The organism is Geodermatophilus sp. DSM 44513 (assembly GCF_032460525.1).
Classification (GTDB): domain Bacteria; phylum Actinomycetota; class Actinomycetes; order Mycobacteriales; family Geodermatophilaceae; genus Geodermatophilus.
The window spans coordinates 1173454-1188468 of the sequence record NZ_CP135963.1 but is presented as its reverse complement, the minus strand read 5'-3'; the positions used below and the strand labels follow the sequence as shown (position 1 = coordinate 1188468).

17 protein-coding genes and 1 tRNA gene are annotated in these 15015 nt (G+C 76.6%); 10 read left to right on the top strand and 8 right to left on the bottom strand.

All coding sequences use genetic code 11. The features are described 5' to 3' along the window. The first annotated feature begins 20 nt into the window (after positions 1-20). The gene (locus tag RTG05_RS05790) at positions 21-188 is read left to right on the top strand and encodes a hypothetical protein (protein ID WP_166527849.1); all 168 of its coding nucleotides are present in this window, start codon (positions 21-23) and stop codon (positions 186-188) included. A gap of 45 nt (positions 189-233) precedes the next feature. On the opposite strand, the gene RTG05_RS05785 is transcribed toward RTG05_RS05790, so the two are convergent. Continuing rightward, positions 234-1430, bottom strand: a complete 1197-nt coding sequence (locus RTG05_RS05785) for a methyl acetate hydrolase AcmB (protein ID WP_166527848.1) — start codon at positions 1428-1430, stop codon at positions 234-236. Positions 1431-1577: 147 nt separating this feature from the next. Here RTG05_RS05785 and RTG05_RS05780 point away from each other — a divergent pair, with 147 nt between their 5' ends. The 4 genes from RTG05_RS05780 to RTG05_RS05765 all read left to right on the top strand — a co-directional run bounded on the left by RTG05_RS05780 (position 1578) and on the right by RTG05_RS05765 (position 6014). Next, the gene (locus RTG05_RS05780) at positions 1578-2915 is read left to right on the top strand and encodes an MFS transporter (RefSeq protein WP_166527847.1); all 1338 of its coding nucleotides are present in this window, start codon (positions 1578-1580) and stop codon (positions 2913-2915) included. 104 nt (positions 2916-3019) lie between these two features. Beyond that, entirely contained in the window at positions 3020-3592 is a 573-nt protein-coding gene (locus tag RTG05_RS05775) for a winged helix-turn-helix domain-containing protein (protein ID WP_208104812.1), read from the top strand. Further along, positions 3589-4908: an MFS transporter gene (locus tag RTG05_RS05770; RefSeq protein WP_315912362.1), complete on the top strand. Its 1320-nt coding sequence runs from the start codon at positions 3589-3591 to the stop codon at positions 4906-4908. Before RTG05_RS05775 ends, RTG05_RS05770 begins: the two co-directional genes overlap by 4 nt. Beyond that, positions 4896-6014: an NAD-dependent epimerase/dehydratase family protein gene (locus RTG05_RS05765; protein WP_315912361.1), complete on the top strand. Its 1119-nt coding sequence runs from the start codon at positions 4896-4898 to the stop codon at positions 6012-6014. The genes RTG05_RS05770 and RTG05_RS05765 overlap by 13 nt, the downstream gene beginning before the upstream one ends. Positions 6015-6129: 115 nt before the next feature. On the opposite strand, the gene RTG05_RS05760 is transcribed toward RTG05_RS05765, so the two are convergent. Together RTG05_RS05760 and RTG05_RS05755 are read right to left on the bottom strand one after the other, a co-directional pair. Beyond that, complete coding sequence (locus RTG05_RS05760) at positions 6130-6774, bottom strand: PaaI family thioesterase (RefSeq protein ID WP_166527845.1); 645 nt, start codon at positions 6772-6774, stop codon at positions 6130-6132. Positions 6775-6880: 106 nt separating this feature from the next. Then, complete coding sequence (locus RTG05_RS05755) at positions 6881-8035, bottom strand: acyl-CoA dehydrogenase family protein (protein ID WP_166527844.1); 1155 nt, start codon at positions 8033-8035, stop codon at positions 6881-6883. 174 nt (positions 8036-8209) lie between these two features. Here RTG05_RS05755 and RTG05_RS05750 point away from each other — a divergent pair, with 174 nt between their 5' ends. Next, positions 8210-8659 carry an STAS domain-containing protein gene (locus tag RTG05_RS05750; RefSeq protein ID WP_166527843.1) on the top strand — a complete coding sequence of 150 codons (450 nt, stop codon included), beginning with the start codon at positions 8210-8212 and terminating at the stop codon, positions 8657-8659. 81 nt (positions 8660-8740) lie between these two features. Here RTG05_RS05750 and RTG05_RS05745 read toward each other — a convergent pair whose 3' ends face one another. Beyond that, complete coding sequence (locus RTG05_RS05745; protein ID WP_166527842.1) at positions 8741-9595, bottom strand: aldo/keto reductase; 855 nt, start codon at positions 9593-9595, stop codon at positions 8741-8743. A 116-nt stretch (positions 9596-9711) separates the two neighbouring features. On the opposite strand from RTG05_RS05745, the gene RTG05_RS05740 reads away from it, so the two are divergent. Further along, entirely contained in the window at positions 9712-10293 is a 582-nt protein-coding gene (locus RTG05_RS05740; protein WP_166527841.1) for a histidine phosphatase family protein, read from the top strand. On the opposite strand, the gene RTG05_RS05735 is transcribed toward RTG05_RS05740, so the two are convergent. Further along, on the bottom strand, positions 10271-11353 hold the full coding sequence (locus RTG05_RS05735) for an EAL domain-containing protein (RefSeq protein WP_166527840.1): 1083 nt from the start codon (positions 11351-11353) through the stop codon (positions 10271-10273). The two genes, RTG05_RS05740 and RTG05_RS05735, sit on opposite strands and share 23 nt — an antisense overlap. Positions 11354-11491: 138 nt before the next feature. Here RTG05_RS05735 and RTG05_RS05730 point away from each other — a divergent pair, with 138 nt between their 5' ends. Next, a complete protein-coding gene (locus RTG05_RS05730; protein ID WP_166527839.1) occupies positions 11492-12118 on the top strand; it encodes a TetR/AcrR family transcriptional regulator in 627 nt (208 codons plus the stop codon). 1 nt (position 12119) lies between these two features. Here RTG05_RS05730 and RTG05_RS05725 read toward each other — a convergent pair whose 3' ends face one another. Further along, a complete protein-coding gene (locus RTG05_RS05725; protein WP_166527838.1) occupies positions 12120-12617 on the bottom strand; it encodes a DUF427 domain-containing protein in 498 nt (165 codons plus the stop codon). A gap of 14 nt (positions 12618-12631) precedes the next feature. Continuing rightward, positions 12632-12862 carry a DUF3618 domain-containing protein gene (locus tag RTG05_RS05720; RefSeq protein WP_166527837.1) on the bottom strand — a complete coding sequence of 77 codons (231 nt, stop codon included), beginning with the start codon at positions 12860-12862 and terminating at the stop codon, positions 12632-12634. Between the two features lie 89 nt (positions 12863-12951). Here RTG05_RS05720 and RTG05_RS05715 point away from each other — a divergent pair. Beyond that, positions 12952-13032 (top strand) — tRNA-Leu (locus RTG05_RS05715). 1 nt (position 13033) lies between these two features. Here the strand turns inward: RTG05_RS05715 and RTG05_RS05710 are convergent. Then, on the bottom strand, positions 13034-13954 hold the full coding sequence (locus RTG05_RS05710) for a DUF6910 family protein (RefSeq protein WP_166527836.1): 921 nt from the start codon (positions 13952-13954) through the stop codon (positions 13034-13036). Between the two features lie 222 nt (positions 13955-14176). Between RTG05_RS05710 and RTG05_RS05705 the strand changes: the two genes are divergently transcribed. Then, the gene (locus RTG05_RS05705) at positions 14177-15004 is read left to right on the top strand and encodes a hypothetical protein (protein ID WP_166527835.1); all 828 of its coding nucleotides are present in this window, start codon (positions 14177-14179) and stop codon (positions 15002-15004) included. Positions 15005-15015: the final 11 nt, after the last annotated feature.

Genomic DNA, 15015 nt, shown 5'->3' with positions numbered 1-15015 from the left:
CACACCTCCCGGAGGACGCCGTGACGACCACCCGCACCCGCCGCTGGCGCCTGGCAGCCGCCGGCGTCGCCATCGCCGCCACCTCGTTCACCACCGCCGCCTGCGGCTCGGACACCGCCGGGGACAGCGGTGTCGAGCAGGAGGACGAGGGCGGTGAGGAGGGCGACGACGAACAGGACGACGACTGACCCGCTGCCCGGCCCGTCCACCCAGCGGGGACGGGCCGGTGCGGCTCACACCCCGGCGGGCTCCCGCGCCCCCAGGGTCCGGTAGGCCGCCGTCTCCAGGTCGTAGTAGCCCTGCACCGACACCGGGTCGGCGAACGGGAGGATCTGCGTCCCCCAGAACCCGGCGATGCCGGTGCGCCGGTCGATCCAGTAGAAGAGGTTGCCCAGCCCGGCCCAGGCGAGGGCGCCGGCGGGCCGCCCGGTGGGCGCGTCCTCGTCGTTGACCATGAAGGTCAGCGCCCAGGACTTCGACAGCCCGGGGAAGAACTCCGCGTCGTTGGACAGCGACGGGACCACCCCGGGCAGGCCCTTGACCTTCAGCTCCCCGAGCCCGTTGCGCTCGGCCATCGCCACGGTCGACTCCTGCAGCACCCGCCCGCCGGGGCCGGCGCCGTCGTTGAGCCACATGCGCAGGAACCGGGCGTAGTCCAGGGCGGTGGAGTAGAGCCCGTGGCCGCCCATGTGCAGCTCGGGCTCGGCCGGCCACTCGAAGTCGGTCGGCGTCAGCGAGCCGTCCTCCCCCCGGGTGTGGATCCGCGCCAGCCGCGTGCGCATCTGCGGGGTGAGGGTGAAGGAGGTGTCGGCCATGCCGAGCGGCTCGAAGACCCGCTCGGCCATCACCTCCCCGAGCCGGCGGCCGGTGACCGCCTCGACCACCAGGCCGGCCCAGTCGATGTTCGAGCCGTACTCCCACTGCTCGCCGGGGTCGAAGAGCAGCGGCGTCTGCAGGGAGGCCCGGCTGCAGGTGGTCACGCTGGGCTGGCCGTGCTCGGTGGCCAGCCGGTGGTAGTGCTCGTTGAAGAAGTCGTAGCCGAAGCCCGCGGTGTGCAGCAGCAGCATCCGGGTGGTGACGTCCCGCGCGGGCGGGCGCAGCCGCGGGCTGCCGTCGTCGGTGAAGCCGTCGAGCACCTGCAGCTCGCCGATCTCGGGCACGTACTGCCGGGCCGGCGCGTCGAGGTCGAGCCGGCCCTCCTCGACCAGCTGCAGGCACGTGGTGCCGGTGACCGCCTTGGTCGTGGAGAACACCGTCAGGACCGTGTCGGGCGTCATCGCCTCCCCCTGGCCCAGCACCCGCTCGCCCGCGGCCCCCTGGTAGACGTCGCCCTCGCGGTCGGTGACGACGGCGACCACGCCGGGGACCCGGGGACTGCCGCTGGTCACCCGGTGCAGGACGTCGTCCAGGGCCTGCTGCACGTCGCTCACGGGACCTCCCTCGGGCCGGCGGCACCGTTGCCGCCGCTGCCTGCGAGGAACCTAGGACCCCGCCGCGCCGGCGCACACCCCCGAACGGCCAGGTCACCGAGCCCGCACGTCGCGTGACCGGCGGTGCGCCTGGGTAGGGCCTCGCCGGTGAGCACCGACGCGACCACCACCTCGGCCACCCGCGCCCAGCGGCTGGACCGGCTGCCGTTCACCCGGCAGCACGGCCGACTGGTGGTGGGGTCGGGCCTGGGCTGGGCGCTGGACGCGATGGACGTCGGGCTCATCTCCTTCGTGATGACGGCCCTCGCCGTCCAGTGGGCGCTGACGCCGACCGAGCTGTCCTGGATCGGCTCGATCGGCTTCGTGGGGATGGCGCTGGGCGCCACGCTCGGCGGGCTGCTGGCCGACCGGATCGGCCGCCGGCAGGTCTTCGCGCTCACCCTGCTGGTCTTCGGCGTGGCCACCGGCGCGGCCGCGCTGGCCTGGTCGGTGGCCTCGCTGCTGGTGTTCCGCTTCCTCATCGGGCTGGGTCTGGGCGCCGAGCTGCCGGTCGCCTCCACCCTGGTCAGCGAGTACGCCCCGGCGCGGCTGCGCGGCCGGGTGGTGGTGGCGCTGGAGGCCTTCTGGGCGGTCGGCTGGCTGCTGGCCGCGCTGATCGGCTACTTCGTCGTCCCCCGCAGCGACGACGGCTGGCGGTGGGCGCTGGCGCTGGGCGCGGTGCCTGCCCTGTACGCCGTCGTGGTGCGCCGCGGGCTGCCGGAGTCGGTGCGCTTCCTGGAGCTGCAGGGTCGCACCGCTGAGGCCGAGGCCGCGGTGCGCCGCTTCGAGTCGTCGGCCGGCGTCCCCCCGGTGCCCTCGACGACCCCGGCACCGACGCCGGCACCGCGTCCCGGCGCGCTGTGGGCCCCGGGCTCCCGCCGGCGGACGGCGGCGCTGTGGGGGGTGTGGTTCGGCATCAACTTCGCCTACTACGGCGCCTTCATCTGGCTGCCCACGCTGCTGTACACCGCCGGCTTCGACCTGGTGCGGGCCTTCGGCTACACGCTGCTGATCACGCTGGCCCAGCTGCCCGGCTACGCCGTCGCCGCGGTGCTCGTCGAGCGCTGGGGGCGCCGGCCGACGCTGGTGGTGTTCCTGCTCGGCTCGGCCGCCGGCGCGGGGGCCTTCGCGCTGGCCGGCGGGGACACCGCCGTCCTGGTCGCCGGGATGGTGCTCTCCTTCTCCAACCTGGGCGCCTGGGGCGCGCTCTACGCCGTGACGCCGGAGGTCTACCCGACCGCACTGCGCGCCACGGGGGCCGGCGCCGCCGCCGGCTTCGGCCGGATCGCCTCGATCGCCGCGCCGCTGTGCGTGCCGCCGCTGCTGGCCGCCGGTGGCAACGGGCTGGTCTTCGCCACCTTCGCCGCCGCCTTCGTGCTGACCGCGGCGGCGGCGCTGGCCCTGCCCGAGCGCCGGGGTGAGCCGCTGGAGGACGCCGCCCCCTGACCGCTCCGCGACGCTCGGCTGAGCTGTGGGAGGACGTGGGCCAGGACGACGGCAGATGCAGAGAAACCTTTGCAAAGAGATCTCTGCACACTACGGTCGGACGCGTGGTGGACGAGCCGACGATCGACGTCTCCGACCCGCGGGTCCTGCGCGCGCTCGCCCACCCCCTGCGCAGCGCCCTGCTGGGCCTGCTGCGCAGCGAGGGTCCGTCGACGGCCTCCAAGCTCGGCCAGCGGCTCGGTGAGAGCAGCGGCAGCACCAGCTACCACCTGCGCCAGCTGGCCGGGTTCGGTCTGGTCGAGGGGGTGCCCGGCGAGGGCACCGGCCGGGAGCGGTGGTGGCGGGCCCGGCACCGCAGCACCCGCTGGAGCACCGAGGACGTCCTCGACCAGCCCGGCGGGCGGGAGGTGGTCGAGGAGCTGGTCCACCTGAACCTGGCCACCCAGCGACGGCTGCTCGCCGCCCATGCCGAGCATCGGGAGCGGCTGGAGGAGCCCTGGCGGGACGCGACCTCGCTCAACGACTGGGCGCTGCACCTCTCCCCGACGGCGGCGCGGGAGCTGGTCGAGGAGCTCAACGGTGTCCTGGAGCGCTGGCGCACCGAGCGGGAGGAGCCCGGTGCGCCGCTCGTGCACGTGCTGCTGGACCTGTTCCGGCTGGCCGAGCACCCCTCGTGACCGTCGCCTCGGTCACTCGTCGCTTCATCGGACTGACCGCGCTGCACTGGCTGCCCGTCGGCCTGAGCGCCCCGGTCACCGTGCTGCTCGCCTCGGCCCGGGGACTGTCCCTGGCCGACATCGGCGTCGTCCTCGCCGTCTACTCGGCGGTGGTCCTGGTGCTCGAGCTGCCCACCGGCGGGCTGGCCGACGCGCTCGGCACCCGCCCGGTCCTCGTCCTCTCCGGGCTGTTCGGCCTCACCGGCCTGCTGGCCCTGACGGCCGCCGAGGACCTCACCGCCTTCGTCCTCGCCGAGGCGCTCCGCGGCGTCGGCCGGGCGCTGAGCTCCGGGCCGCTGGAGGCGTGGTACGTCGACGCCGTCCGCGCCGCCGACCCGGACGCCGACGTGACCCCGGGGCTGTCCCGCGCGGGAGCGGCCGACGGCGCGGGCCTGTGCCTGGGCGCCGTCCTGGGCGGCCTGCTGCCGCTGCTCGCCGGCGGCGGGGGTGCCGACGCGCTCGTCCTCCCCGTGGTCGCCGCCGCGGTGTCGACGGCGGTCTCCGTGGTGGCCGTGGCGGTCCTCGTCGTACCGCTCGGTCAGCGGCGCGGTCCGCGGGCGGCCGCGCTGCGTGCCGGTGTCCGCGAGGTACCCGCCGTCCTCCGCGGCACCGCCGTACTCGCCTCCCGCGACCGGCTGCTGCGCCGCGTCCTGGTCGTGTCCCTGCTGGTCGGGACGGTGCTCGCCACCCTGGAGCTGCTGGGTCCGCTGCTCGCCGCCGACCTCACCGGCAGCCGCGCCGAGGGTGCCACGCTCTTCGGGGTCGTGATGGCGGTGTCGTACGCCGCGGCCGGGGTGGGGGCGCTGCTGGCACCGCTCGCCCGCCGGGCGGCCCGCGGCTCGGCGGCGTCCGGGAGCGCGGCCCTGAGCGTCGTCGCGGCCCTCGCCATCGCCGTCGTCCCGCTCGCCGGGCCGGTGGCCCTGGGGTGCCTGTTCGCCGTCTTCTACACCGCCAACGCCGCTGCCTGGCCGCTGTGGAAGGCCGTGCTGCACAGCCGGGTGCCCCCCGGGCAGCGCGCCACCGCCCTGTCGGCGTCGTCCCTGGCGCTCCAGGTGGGCGCGCTCGGCGGCACCCTGGGGCTGGCGCGGCTGGCCGAGGGGGCCGGCACCGGCGCCGCGTTCCTCGCCGCGGCGACCGCGCTGCTGCTGGTCGCGCTGGTCTCCCGCGGGCTGCGCTCCCACGACGACGCCGGGGTCGCGGGAGGCGCCGGCCGGATCGCCCGCTGGACCGGGTACACCGGCCGCCGCGCGGGTAGCGGCCGGGCATGGCTGAACTGACCCGCAACCACCTGTCGGGCCTGAGGGTCGCCGTCACCGGCGCCAGCGGCAACCTGGGGACGGCGCTGCTGCGCCGGCTCACCGCACCCGGCAGCGGGGTGGCCGAGGTCCGCGGGCTGGCCCGGCGCCAGCCGCCGTCCACCGCGCCCTACGACGGCGTGACCTGGCACCTGGCCGACCTCGGGGAGACGCGCAGCGAGCACGAGCTGACCCGCTTCCTGGACGGCGTGGACGCCGTCGTCCACCTGGCCTGGGCGCTGCAGCCGGGCCGGCAGCCGGAGCGGCTGCACCGGGTCAACGTCGAGGGCACCCGCCGGCTGGCCCGCGCCGCCGCGGCCGCCGGCGTGGCGCACTTCGTGTTCACGTCCTCGCTCGGCGCCTACGCCGCGGGGGCCGGCGACCGGCAGGTGGCCGAGGACTGGCCGGTCACCGGCATCCCCAGCTCGCAGTACAGCCGGGACAAGTCCCAGGCCGAGCTGGTCGTGCGCGAGCTGCTCGGCACGCGGGAGGGCACCACGCTCACCGTCGTGCGCCCCACGCTGGTGCTCCAGCCGGAGGCCAGCAGCGAGATCGGCCGCTACTTCCTCGGCTCGCTGCTGTTCGGCGCCGCCCGCCTGGTGCCCGCGCCGGTGGCCCGGCGGCTCCCGCTGCCCCTGCCGTCGCTGCGGGTGCAGGTGGTGCACGCCGACGACGTCGCCGCCGCGGTGGTCGCCATCCTGGACCGCCGCGCCGCGGGCCCGTTCAACGTCGCCGCCGAGCCGACCTTCGACGCCGAGGGCCTGGCCCGCGCGCTGGGCACCGTGCGGGTGCCGGTCCCGGCGTTCGCGGTGCGCGCGGCGCTGTCGGCCGCCTTCGCCGCCCACCTGGTGCCCACCGAGCCCGGCTGGTTGGACCTGGGGCTGCAGGCGCCGGCCCTGGACACCGGCCGGGCCCGCCGGCTGCTGGACTGGACGCCCGCCCACGCGGGGGACGACGTGCTGCGGCAGTTCGTCGCCGCCCTCGCCCGCGGGGAGGGCGCGCCCGGACCGCTCCTGGAGCCGGCGGGCGGGCCCGCGCGGGACACCGGCAGCGACCCGGCCAACGTCCCCGGCCCGCGCGCCGACTAGGGACGCCCCCCTGCCGGCCACTTCCACGCCGGTGCACCTGCTCTCCCGCCGGTGCACCGGCGCGGGGGCGCGAGGAGCAGCGCGGGAGTGCAGGCCCCGGGCCCGGGACGCCGGGTCAGGCTCCGGCGTCCCCAGTGCGGGCGGTCCAGGTGCCGGCCGGGTCGGCCAGCGACGGGAACACCTCGGCGGCCCGCTCCGGGCGCAGCGTGATGAACAACCCGTCGGCCTCGGCCAGCACGGTGTCCGGGGCGTCCTCGGCGACCAGCCGGGCGGTGGCGGTGCTCCGCCGGCCGGCGGACTCCCCGGCCTCCGCGGTGAGCAGCAGCGGGACGCCCAGCGGCACCGGCCGGCGGTAGTGCACGGTCAGCGTGGCGGTCAGCCCGCCGCGGCCGGCGGCCCGCACGGCGCGAGCGAGCACGTGGTCGAGCAGGGTGGCGACCACCCCGCCGTGCACCAGCCCGGGTGGGCCCTCGTGCGGTTTGCCCACGGTGACCCGCGCGGTCGCGCGGCCGTCCGGGGTGTCGCCGACCGCCACGGCGGGCGCGACCGGGTTGCCCGGCCCGTGTACCGGGCTGTACCAGCGCTCCCCTGTCACGGGGTCGTCGACGGAGGCCACCTCGTGCACCCCGCGGCCGACCGCGCGCAGCCGGGCGGTGAGCTCGCGCGCGGCCGCGGCGACGGCGGCCAGCTCACCGGCCGGCACCTCGGTGCGGACGGCGGCGTCGGTCAGGTCGCGCAGCGCCGTCCCCAGGTCGGCCACCGCCTCCCGCCGCAGCTCCCGGCCAGCTGGCCCTCCCCCCGGCTCTGCGGCCCCGTCCAGGGCACCGCCCCGAGCGTGCGAGGGGTGGGGAGGACGGGGTCCTCCCTCAACCACGGGGCATGCCGGCCTCGCGCAGCAGCCCGCCGCCGACGATGACCCGCTGCACCTCGCTGGTGCCCTCGTAGAGCCGGTAGAGCCGGGCGTCGCGGTAGAAGCGCTCCACCGGCGTCGTGCGCAGGTAGCCCAGCCCGCCGTGCACCTGCACCGCGCGGTCGACGGCCCGGCCGACCATCTCGGTGCAGAACAGCTTCGCCGACGACGGCCCGATCGAGGTGTCCTCACCGGTGTCGTACCGGGCGGCGACCTCGCGGACCATCGCGCGGGCGGCCAGCAGCTCGGCGTGCGTGTCGGCGATGAGCGCCTGCACCAGCTGGAAGCGGCCGATCGGGGCACCCCCCTGCTTGGCCGTCGCGGCGTAGGCCACCGACTCGTCGAGCACCCGCTGGGCCATCCCCACGCACAGCGCGGCGATGTGCAGCCGGCCGCGGGACAGCACGGTGAGCGCCTTGGCGTAGCCGCGCCCCTCCTCGCCGACCATCGCGTCGGCGGGGAGGCGCACGTCGTCGAGCACGACCTCCGCCGTCCAGGCGCCGGCCTGGCCCATCTTGCGGTCCCGGGGCCCGACCACGACCCCGGGCGTGCGGGCGTCCACGACGAAGCTGGAGACGCCGCGGCCGCCGCGGGCCTCCGGGTCGCTGCGGGCGAAGACGACGAACAGGTCGGCGATCGGCGCGTTGGTGATGTAGCGCTTCACGCCGTTGAGCACCCAGTCGTCACCGTCCCGGCGGGCGGTGGTGCGCAGCCCCGCGGGGTCCGAGCCGGCCTCGGCCTCGGTGAGGGCGAAGGAGCCGATCAGCTCACCGGACGCCAGCCCGGGGAGGTAGGCCTTCTTCTGCTGCTCGCTGCCAAACCGGGCGATGACCTGCCCGGCGATGCCGTTGTTGGTGCCGAACAGCGAGCGGAACGCCGGGGTGGTGTACCCGAACTCGAAGGCGAGCTCGACGTCCTCGGCCATCGTGACGCCCAGGCCGCCGTGCTCCTCGGGCAGCGCGTAGCCGAACAACCCCATGTCGGCGATCCGGTCGCGCAGCTCGTCGGGGATGCGGTCCTCGTCCTCGATGCGCTCCTCGAGGGGGACGGCGTACCCCCGGACGAGCGCCCGGACGGCGTCCCTGACCTGACGGAAGTCCTCGGCGTCCACGTGGTCATGGTGCCGCGCGCACGGGCCGGCCGCCGCAGCCGGGTCGAGGTCCCCCTGGTCGAGGCGCTGCGGAGTTGGGTGAACACGTTTGGTGATCACGGAGGTCGGGAACTACGGTCGGCCACAGCCGCCGAGACCGCCGGCGGTGCAGCACGCTCCCCTGCCGAGGTACTGGTGCCGCACCTGCAGACCGCTGTCGTCCCCGCTCCCGGACGGGTCGTCGTCCGGCTGACCGGCGACGTCGACGCGTCGACCGCCCCACAGCTCACCCGCGCCCTGCAGGAGTCGGCGGTGGCCACCGACGGCGCCGTGGTCGTCGACGTCGCCGGTGCCCGCTTCCGCGACGGCTCAGGGCTGCAGGTGCTCGCCTGCTTCACCGACGCCCTCGTCCCGGTGGGCCGTCGCTGTCCGATCGTGGGCGCCCCCGCGGCGACCCGGCGGCTGGTCCTGTCCTCCGGGCTCGCGGGGCGACTGGAGCTCGACGGCCCGGTCGACGCCGACACCGCCGTCCCCCTGCCCCCGGCGGGCGCTCCTCTGCCGCACCGGCCGCGGCCGGTGCGGCACGCCGAGGACCGCACCGGCCGCCGCCGGACGCACACCGGTCCGCTGCGCCACTGGCGGTAGGCGCGACGGACGCGGCCCTCCAGCAAGGTCACCGCCCCGAGCCTGCGAGGGGTGGGGAGGACCCTGCAGGAGGGTCCTTCCTCAGGCCAGGGCGTCCAGGCGGGCCACGTCCTCGGCCGACAGCCGGAGCCCGGCGGCGCCGAGGTTCTCGGCGAGGTGGTCCAGGGACTTGGTGCCCGGGATGGGCAGCACGACCGGCGAGGTGTGCAGCAGCCAGGCCAGCGCGACCTGCGCCGGCGTGGCGTCCAGCTCGCGGGCGATGTCGGCCACCGGGCTGTCCGGGGAGGCCAGGTCGCCGGTGGCGATCGGGAACCACGGGATGAACGCGATGCCGTGCTGCGTGCAGTGGTCCAGGACCTCCTGGGACTGCCGGTTCGTCAGGTTGTAGAGGTTCTGCACGCTGACCACGTCGACGATCTCCTGGGCCTGCTGCAGCTCGGCCACCGAGACCTCGGACAGGCCGATGTGGCGGACCTTGCCCTCCTCCTGCAGCTCCTTGAACGCGCCGAGCTGGTCGGCCAGCGGCACCTCGGCGTCGATGCGGTGCAGCTGGATGAGGTCGATGCGCTCCAGGCGCAGCGTGCGCAGCGACAGCTCGACCTGCTGGCGCAGGTAGGCCGGGCGGCCGACCGGCGTCCAGATGCCGGGGCCCTGGCGGGTCAGCCCGGCCTTGGTGGCGACGACCAGCCCCTCCGGGTAGGGGTGCAGCGCCTCGGCGATGAGCCGCTCGCTGACCACCGGGCCGTAGGAGTCGGCGGTGTCGATGAAGTCCACGCCCTGCTCGACGGCGGCGCGCAGCACGCGGCGGGCGTTCTCCGGGTCGGCCGGCTCGTCCCAGACGCCGGGGCCGGTCAGCTGCATGGCGCCGTAACCGAGGCGGTGGACGGGCAGGTCCCCGCCGAGGGCGAAGGTGTCGGTGGGTGCGACCGCGGTCATGCTTCCTCCAGGGGGGTCCGCCCGCGGCCGGGTGCCACGGGGTCTCTCCGCTGGCCAGCACGGGGAGCGGGCGTTGCTCTTCCGGGATGTGACCGCCGACACTGGAGGAGATGGGCATGGGCGAGGTCGTCGTGATCCGGCACGGGCAGACCGAGTGGAGCCTCAGCGGCCAGCACACCGGCGTCACCGACCTGCCGCTGCTGCCCGAGGGCGAGGAACAGGCCCGCCGGCTGCGTGGCGACCTCGACGGGCGCACCCTCGCCGCGGTGTGGACCAGCCCGCGGCTGCGGGCCCGGCAGACCGCCGAGCTCGCCGGCCTCACCCCCACCGCCACCGACGAGGACCTCGTGGAGCTGGACTACGGCGGGTACGAGGGCCGCACGACGGCGGAGATCAGCGCGCAGCTGGGCCGGCTCTGGTCGATCTGGGACGACGGCACCGTCCCCGGGGACACCCCGGGCGAGACGCTGGCCGACGTCGGCGCGCGGGCCGACCGGGTGCTCGACCGCGCGCGCCGGCTGCTGGCCGACGGCGACGTGGTGCTGGTCGCGCACGGCCACGTGCTGCGCGTCCTCACCGCGCGCTGGCTGGGGCTGGAGCCCCGCGCGGGAGCGCTGCTGGCGCTGCCGGCCGGCTCCTACGGTGTGCTCGGGCACGAGCACGACCGTCCGGTGCTCACCGGCTGGGGCCTGCACTGACCGTCGCCGGCGGCGGGACGGGGCGGCCGAACAGCCAGCCCTGACCCAGATCGGCGCCCAGGCGGGTGACCTCGTCGGCGGTCCGCTCGGTCTCCACGCCCTCGGCCACGACCTGCGCGCCGAGCTCGTGGGCCAGCTCGACGACCGAGCGCACCATGGTGCGCGCGCCGTCGTCGGGCAGTGCCTGCACCAGCGGCCGGCCCAGCTTGACCACGTCGGGGCGGACGGCGGTGAGCAGCGAGCGGCTCGACCAGCCCGCCGCGACGTCGTCCAGCGCCACCCGCCAGCCGAGCGAGCGGTGGTGCTCGAGCACCGAGAGCAGGTGCCCGCGGTCCCGGACGGCGGAGACCTCGCCCACCTCGACGACCATCCGCGAGGGGTGGATGCCGGCGTCCTCCAGGGCCTGGGCGGTGCCGGCGAGGCTCACCTCCGGCCGGTGCACCGAGGCGGGGTCGGAGTTGACGAACAGGTCGGCGCCGCCGAGCCAGGCCGCCGCCCCGGTGACCGCCGACTCGCGGCCGATGCGGTCCAGCCGCGGCAGCCACCCGGCGGACTCCGCGACGAAGAACAGGTCCTCCGCGCCGATCTCCCGCCCGCCGACCGCCCCCCGCAGCAGCGCCTCCTGGGCCACGACGGCACGGTCGTCGAGCCGGACGATCGGCTGGTACACCGACCACAGCTCGGCCTCGGTCAGCAGGCCGATGTCGGCCGTGACGCCGCGGCGGGCCAGCTCCACGGCGAGCGTCGGCGCGGTGAGCAGCCGGGCGGTCAGCGCCGAGCCGCCGTCCGGGGGGTCGGTGGCGACCCGCAGGTCCTCGGCCTCCGCGGTGGTGAGCGCGCGGGCCAGGCGCCGGAACAGCCGCTCGACGCCGCGGCCGCCGTCCTCGTCGTCGAGGTCGAGCAGGTCCGGGGACACCGACACCTGCAGACCCAGCGTCCGCGCCGTGCGGGCCACCTCGGTGAGCAGGTGCGCGTCGGAGGTCGCGAGCAGGACGTGGGTCGCGCGGGCCGGCAGGTGCCAGTACTCCCGGCGCCGCAGTCGTCGGTCAGGGGGCGCCACGCCACCAGGATGCACGGCACGGGGACGGCGGGCTCCGACGGGCGCGCGGTCGGTGCCGACGCGCCGGACGCGCCGAACCGACGACCGGCGGTTCCGGATCGTGTCGTCGTGTCTCACCTGAGTGTCTAAGGTCAGCCCATGATCGTCACCCAGGATCCTCCGCCGGTGCGCTCCCCGCGGGGCGGCCGCCCCCGCGACCCCAGCCGGGACGGCGTCATCCGAGCGGCCATCCTGCGGCTGCTGGCCCAGGTCGGGTACGGCGCGCTGACCATGGACGCGGTGGCCGCCGAGGCCGGTGTGGGCAAGGCGACCATCTACCGCCGGTGGCGCACCAAGCACGACCTGGTGGTGGACACGCTCTCCGACATCCACCGGGCGATCGCGGTCCCGCCGGACACCGGCTCGGTCGAGCGCGACGCCCGCGCGCTGCTGCAGCTGGTGGCCGGCACGGTGCAGAGCCCGGCCGGGGCGGCGATCCGGTCGCTGCTGCCGGCGATGCAGCACCAGCCGGCCCTGGTGCAGGCCTTCCGGGAGGGGCCGCTGGCCGTGTGGCACGGCGCCTTCGCCGCCATGTGGGCGCGAGCGGAAGAGCGCGGCGAGGTCCGCCCGGGCATGGACGGCTCGGTGACCTCGGAGGCGATCAGCGCGCTGGTCGTGCAGCGCTGGCTGCTCACCGGCCTGCCGCTGGACGACGGCTACCTCGACGACGTGTTCGGGACCGTCGTCCTGCCGCTGCTGCGCAACGCGCGGCCGGCGACCGCCTGACTCACCAGCCGAGCGTGCCCGGCGAGCCCTTGAACGGGCCGACGACCTCGTCGGTGATCCAGCCGCCGTAGAAGTCGCCCGGCTGCGCCCGCACGGTCTCCCCGTCGACGAGCGCCCGGTCGACCCGGCTCGGGTAGAAGGCCACCGCGCCGCGCAGGTGGGCGTAGCGCGGCACCGGCGACTCGTAGGACCAACCCACCGACGGGTACCGCCGTCCGTCGACGACCGCGTCCCAGTAGGTGGCCGCGCCCTTCCACTCGCACCACGAGCTGCCGGCGGCGCGCTCCAGCACGCCCTCGGCGACGTCCTCGCGGGGGACGTAGTAGACCGGCGGGTGGCTGGTCTCGCAGACCCGGATCGGGCGATCGGTCGCCGCGACGACGCGGCCGCCGAGCTCGACCACCACCCGGCGACCGGACACCTCGGCCGAGGGCGGGCGGGGGTAGTCCCAGACCGACTCCTGGCCGGGACCGACGGGATCGGGGCGGGGGTGGGCCATCTCGGTCGTCGCGCTCAGTCGTTCCGGTGCCGGACCTTCTGCACCATCACCAGCGTCATCAGCAGACCGACCGCGCCGACGGCGGCCATCCCCGCCGGGGTCTGCAGGAACTGCTGGACGGCGGCCTGCCCCTGGGCCCTCAACCGCTGCGGGCTGGTCCGGGCGGCCAGCTGGTCCAGGGTCGCCGCGAGCGACTCCCGGGCGGCGTCGATCTCCAGCTGGATCTGTCGAGGGTCGCGAGGCACGGGCGACAGCCTGCCAGACGGCCCCGGCCCGGGCGCGTCAGTCGGGCGAGGGCCACCCGCGTGGGCGGGTCCCTATGCTCGGATCCCACGCGGGAGTGGTGTAACGGCAGCCACGCCAGACTTAGGATCTGGTGCCCTCGGGCGTGCGGGTTCGACTCCCGCCTCCCGCACTCAGCCCAGCTCGACGTGCAGCTCCAGCGCCGCCGCCGGGCCGGTGGGGTCGTCGTCGTCCACGACGGCCAGCAGCTGCAGCGCACCGTCGCGCGTGCCGCGCAGCGCCAGCCCCTCGACCTTGGCCACCTGCCCGTCCACCTCCGGGAGGGCGCCGACGTCCAGCACGACGTCCCCGTCGACCAGCACCAGCGCGGCGGCGACCACCGGCCCGTCGTCGACGGCGTTCGGGGTGTCCTCGGCGGCCGCGCTCAGCAGCAGCCGCCCGTCGGGCAGGGTGATCGCGTCGGTCACCGCCAGGCCCACCCCGGCCACCTCGCCGAGGTCGTAGGAGCGGGGGCGGTCCACCGGCACGGAGCCGGGGTCCGCCCGGCCGAGGACGGCGTCGACCAGGGCGGCCAGCGGGACGTCCACGCTGCGCGAGGGCAGCCCGGCGGCCAGGTTGCCGCGGTTGAACCAGCGGACGGTGTCGCCGTGCCGGCTGGCGCCCTCCAGGTTGAGCTGGTCGTCGTCGATGCCGAGCACGCGGGCGACCCGCGCGTACAGCGGCGCCAGCTCCCCCGCGCGGACGACGGGCACCCCGCCGTCCAGCCGCACCAGGACCCCGCGGGTGCGCCGGTCGGTGGCGCCCGAGCCGAGCGCCAGGACGGCCGGCTCTCCGTCGACCTCCGCGGGGCAGGCCACCTCCAGGTCGGGCTTGAGCCGCTTGGTGCCCGCCGCCTCGCTGAACCGGTCCAGGCCCTCGACGGGCGGCAGCAGGCGCAGCGCGGTCACCGAGTCGCCGCGCAGCCAGGCGGCCACCGTGGAGTCGTCCTGGGCCACCAGGAAGCCCTCGCCCAGCGGCGCGACGGCGGAGGCCGCGGTCACCGGCGTCCCGTCGTCGAAGCGCAGCGCCCGCACACCCGCCACCGAGATCCGCACCCGCCCACTGTGCCCGGGCGCCCGCCGGCGCGCCGCGCGGGCGGACGGCGGGACGCGCGCGAGCGGGATCACACGACGCCGTCCGTGCAGGTCAGCGGCACGGCGGGCCGATCGGCGCCGGGACGCCGCAGGACGCGCCCCTACCCTGGGAGGGCAGGCCGTCGCGCAGCGCCGCCCGTCCCGGCCGCATCGCCCTGCACGCACCGACCCCCGCCGGAGCCCATGACCCCGCCACGTCCCGACCCGAGCGACACGTCCGCCCGGCCCGCCGAGGAGCCGCGACCGGCCACCCAGCTCAGTGCCACCCAGGTGGCCGCCGGCGCCCTGGCCGCGGTGTCCGCCGCCGTGGTCGCCTCCACCTCCGGCCTGGCCGGCACCCTGATCGGTGCCGCCCTGGCCAGCGTCGTCAGCACCGTCGGCGCCGCGGTCTACGGCACCTCCCTGCAGCGCACCAGCCGGAGGCTGCGCCAGGCCCGCGGACAGCGCACCGGCCGGCCGTCGGCCGCGGCGCCGCCGGCCACCGCGGTGCTGCCGGCCCACCTGGACCCCCGCCGCCCGACCGCGCGACCCCGGCGGCTGCGCTGGACCAGGGTCGCCGGCTACGCCGCGGCGGTGTTCGGGCTGGCCATGGTGGTCCTGAGCGGCATCGAGCTGGTCGGGCAGCGACCGGTGTCCGCGCTCGTCGGGGACACCGAGACCTCCGCGGCCACGACCATCGGCGCGATCACCGAGGCGTCCTCGACCGGCGGGCAGGGCCCCACCGGGGAGCAGGAGCCGGGTGACCCGGCCCCCTCGTCTCCCACCCCGACCGCGCCGGCCACCGGGACGAGTGCCCCGGCCACCGACGGCGACGAGGGTGCCCCGGCGGAGGAGGAGGTCCCGGAGGAGGACGGCGGGTCCACGTCCGGGTCGGTGACGCCGTCGCGCACCCCGGCCGCCGAGCCGACCACCGGCAGCGGGCCGACCCGGTCCCCGGGCGGGTCGGCACCGGCGCCGGACGCCGGGGAGGACGAGGCGTCGTCCCCCACCGGGGCCGGGCCGACCTCCTGACCCGCCGCCCG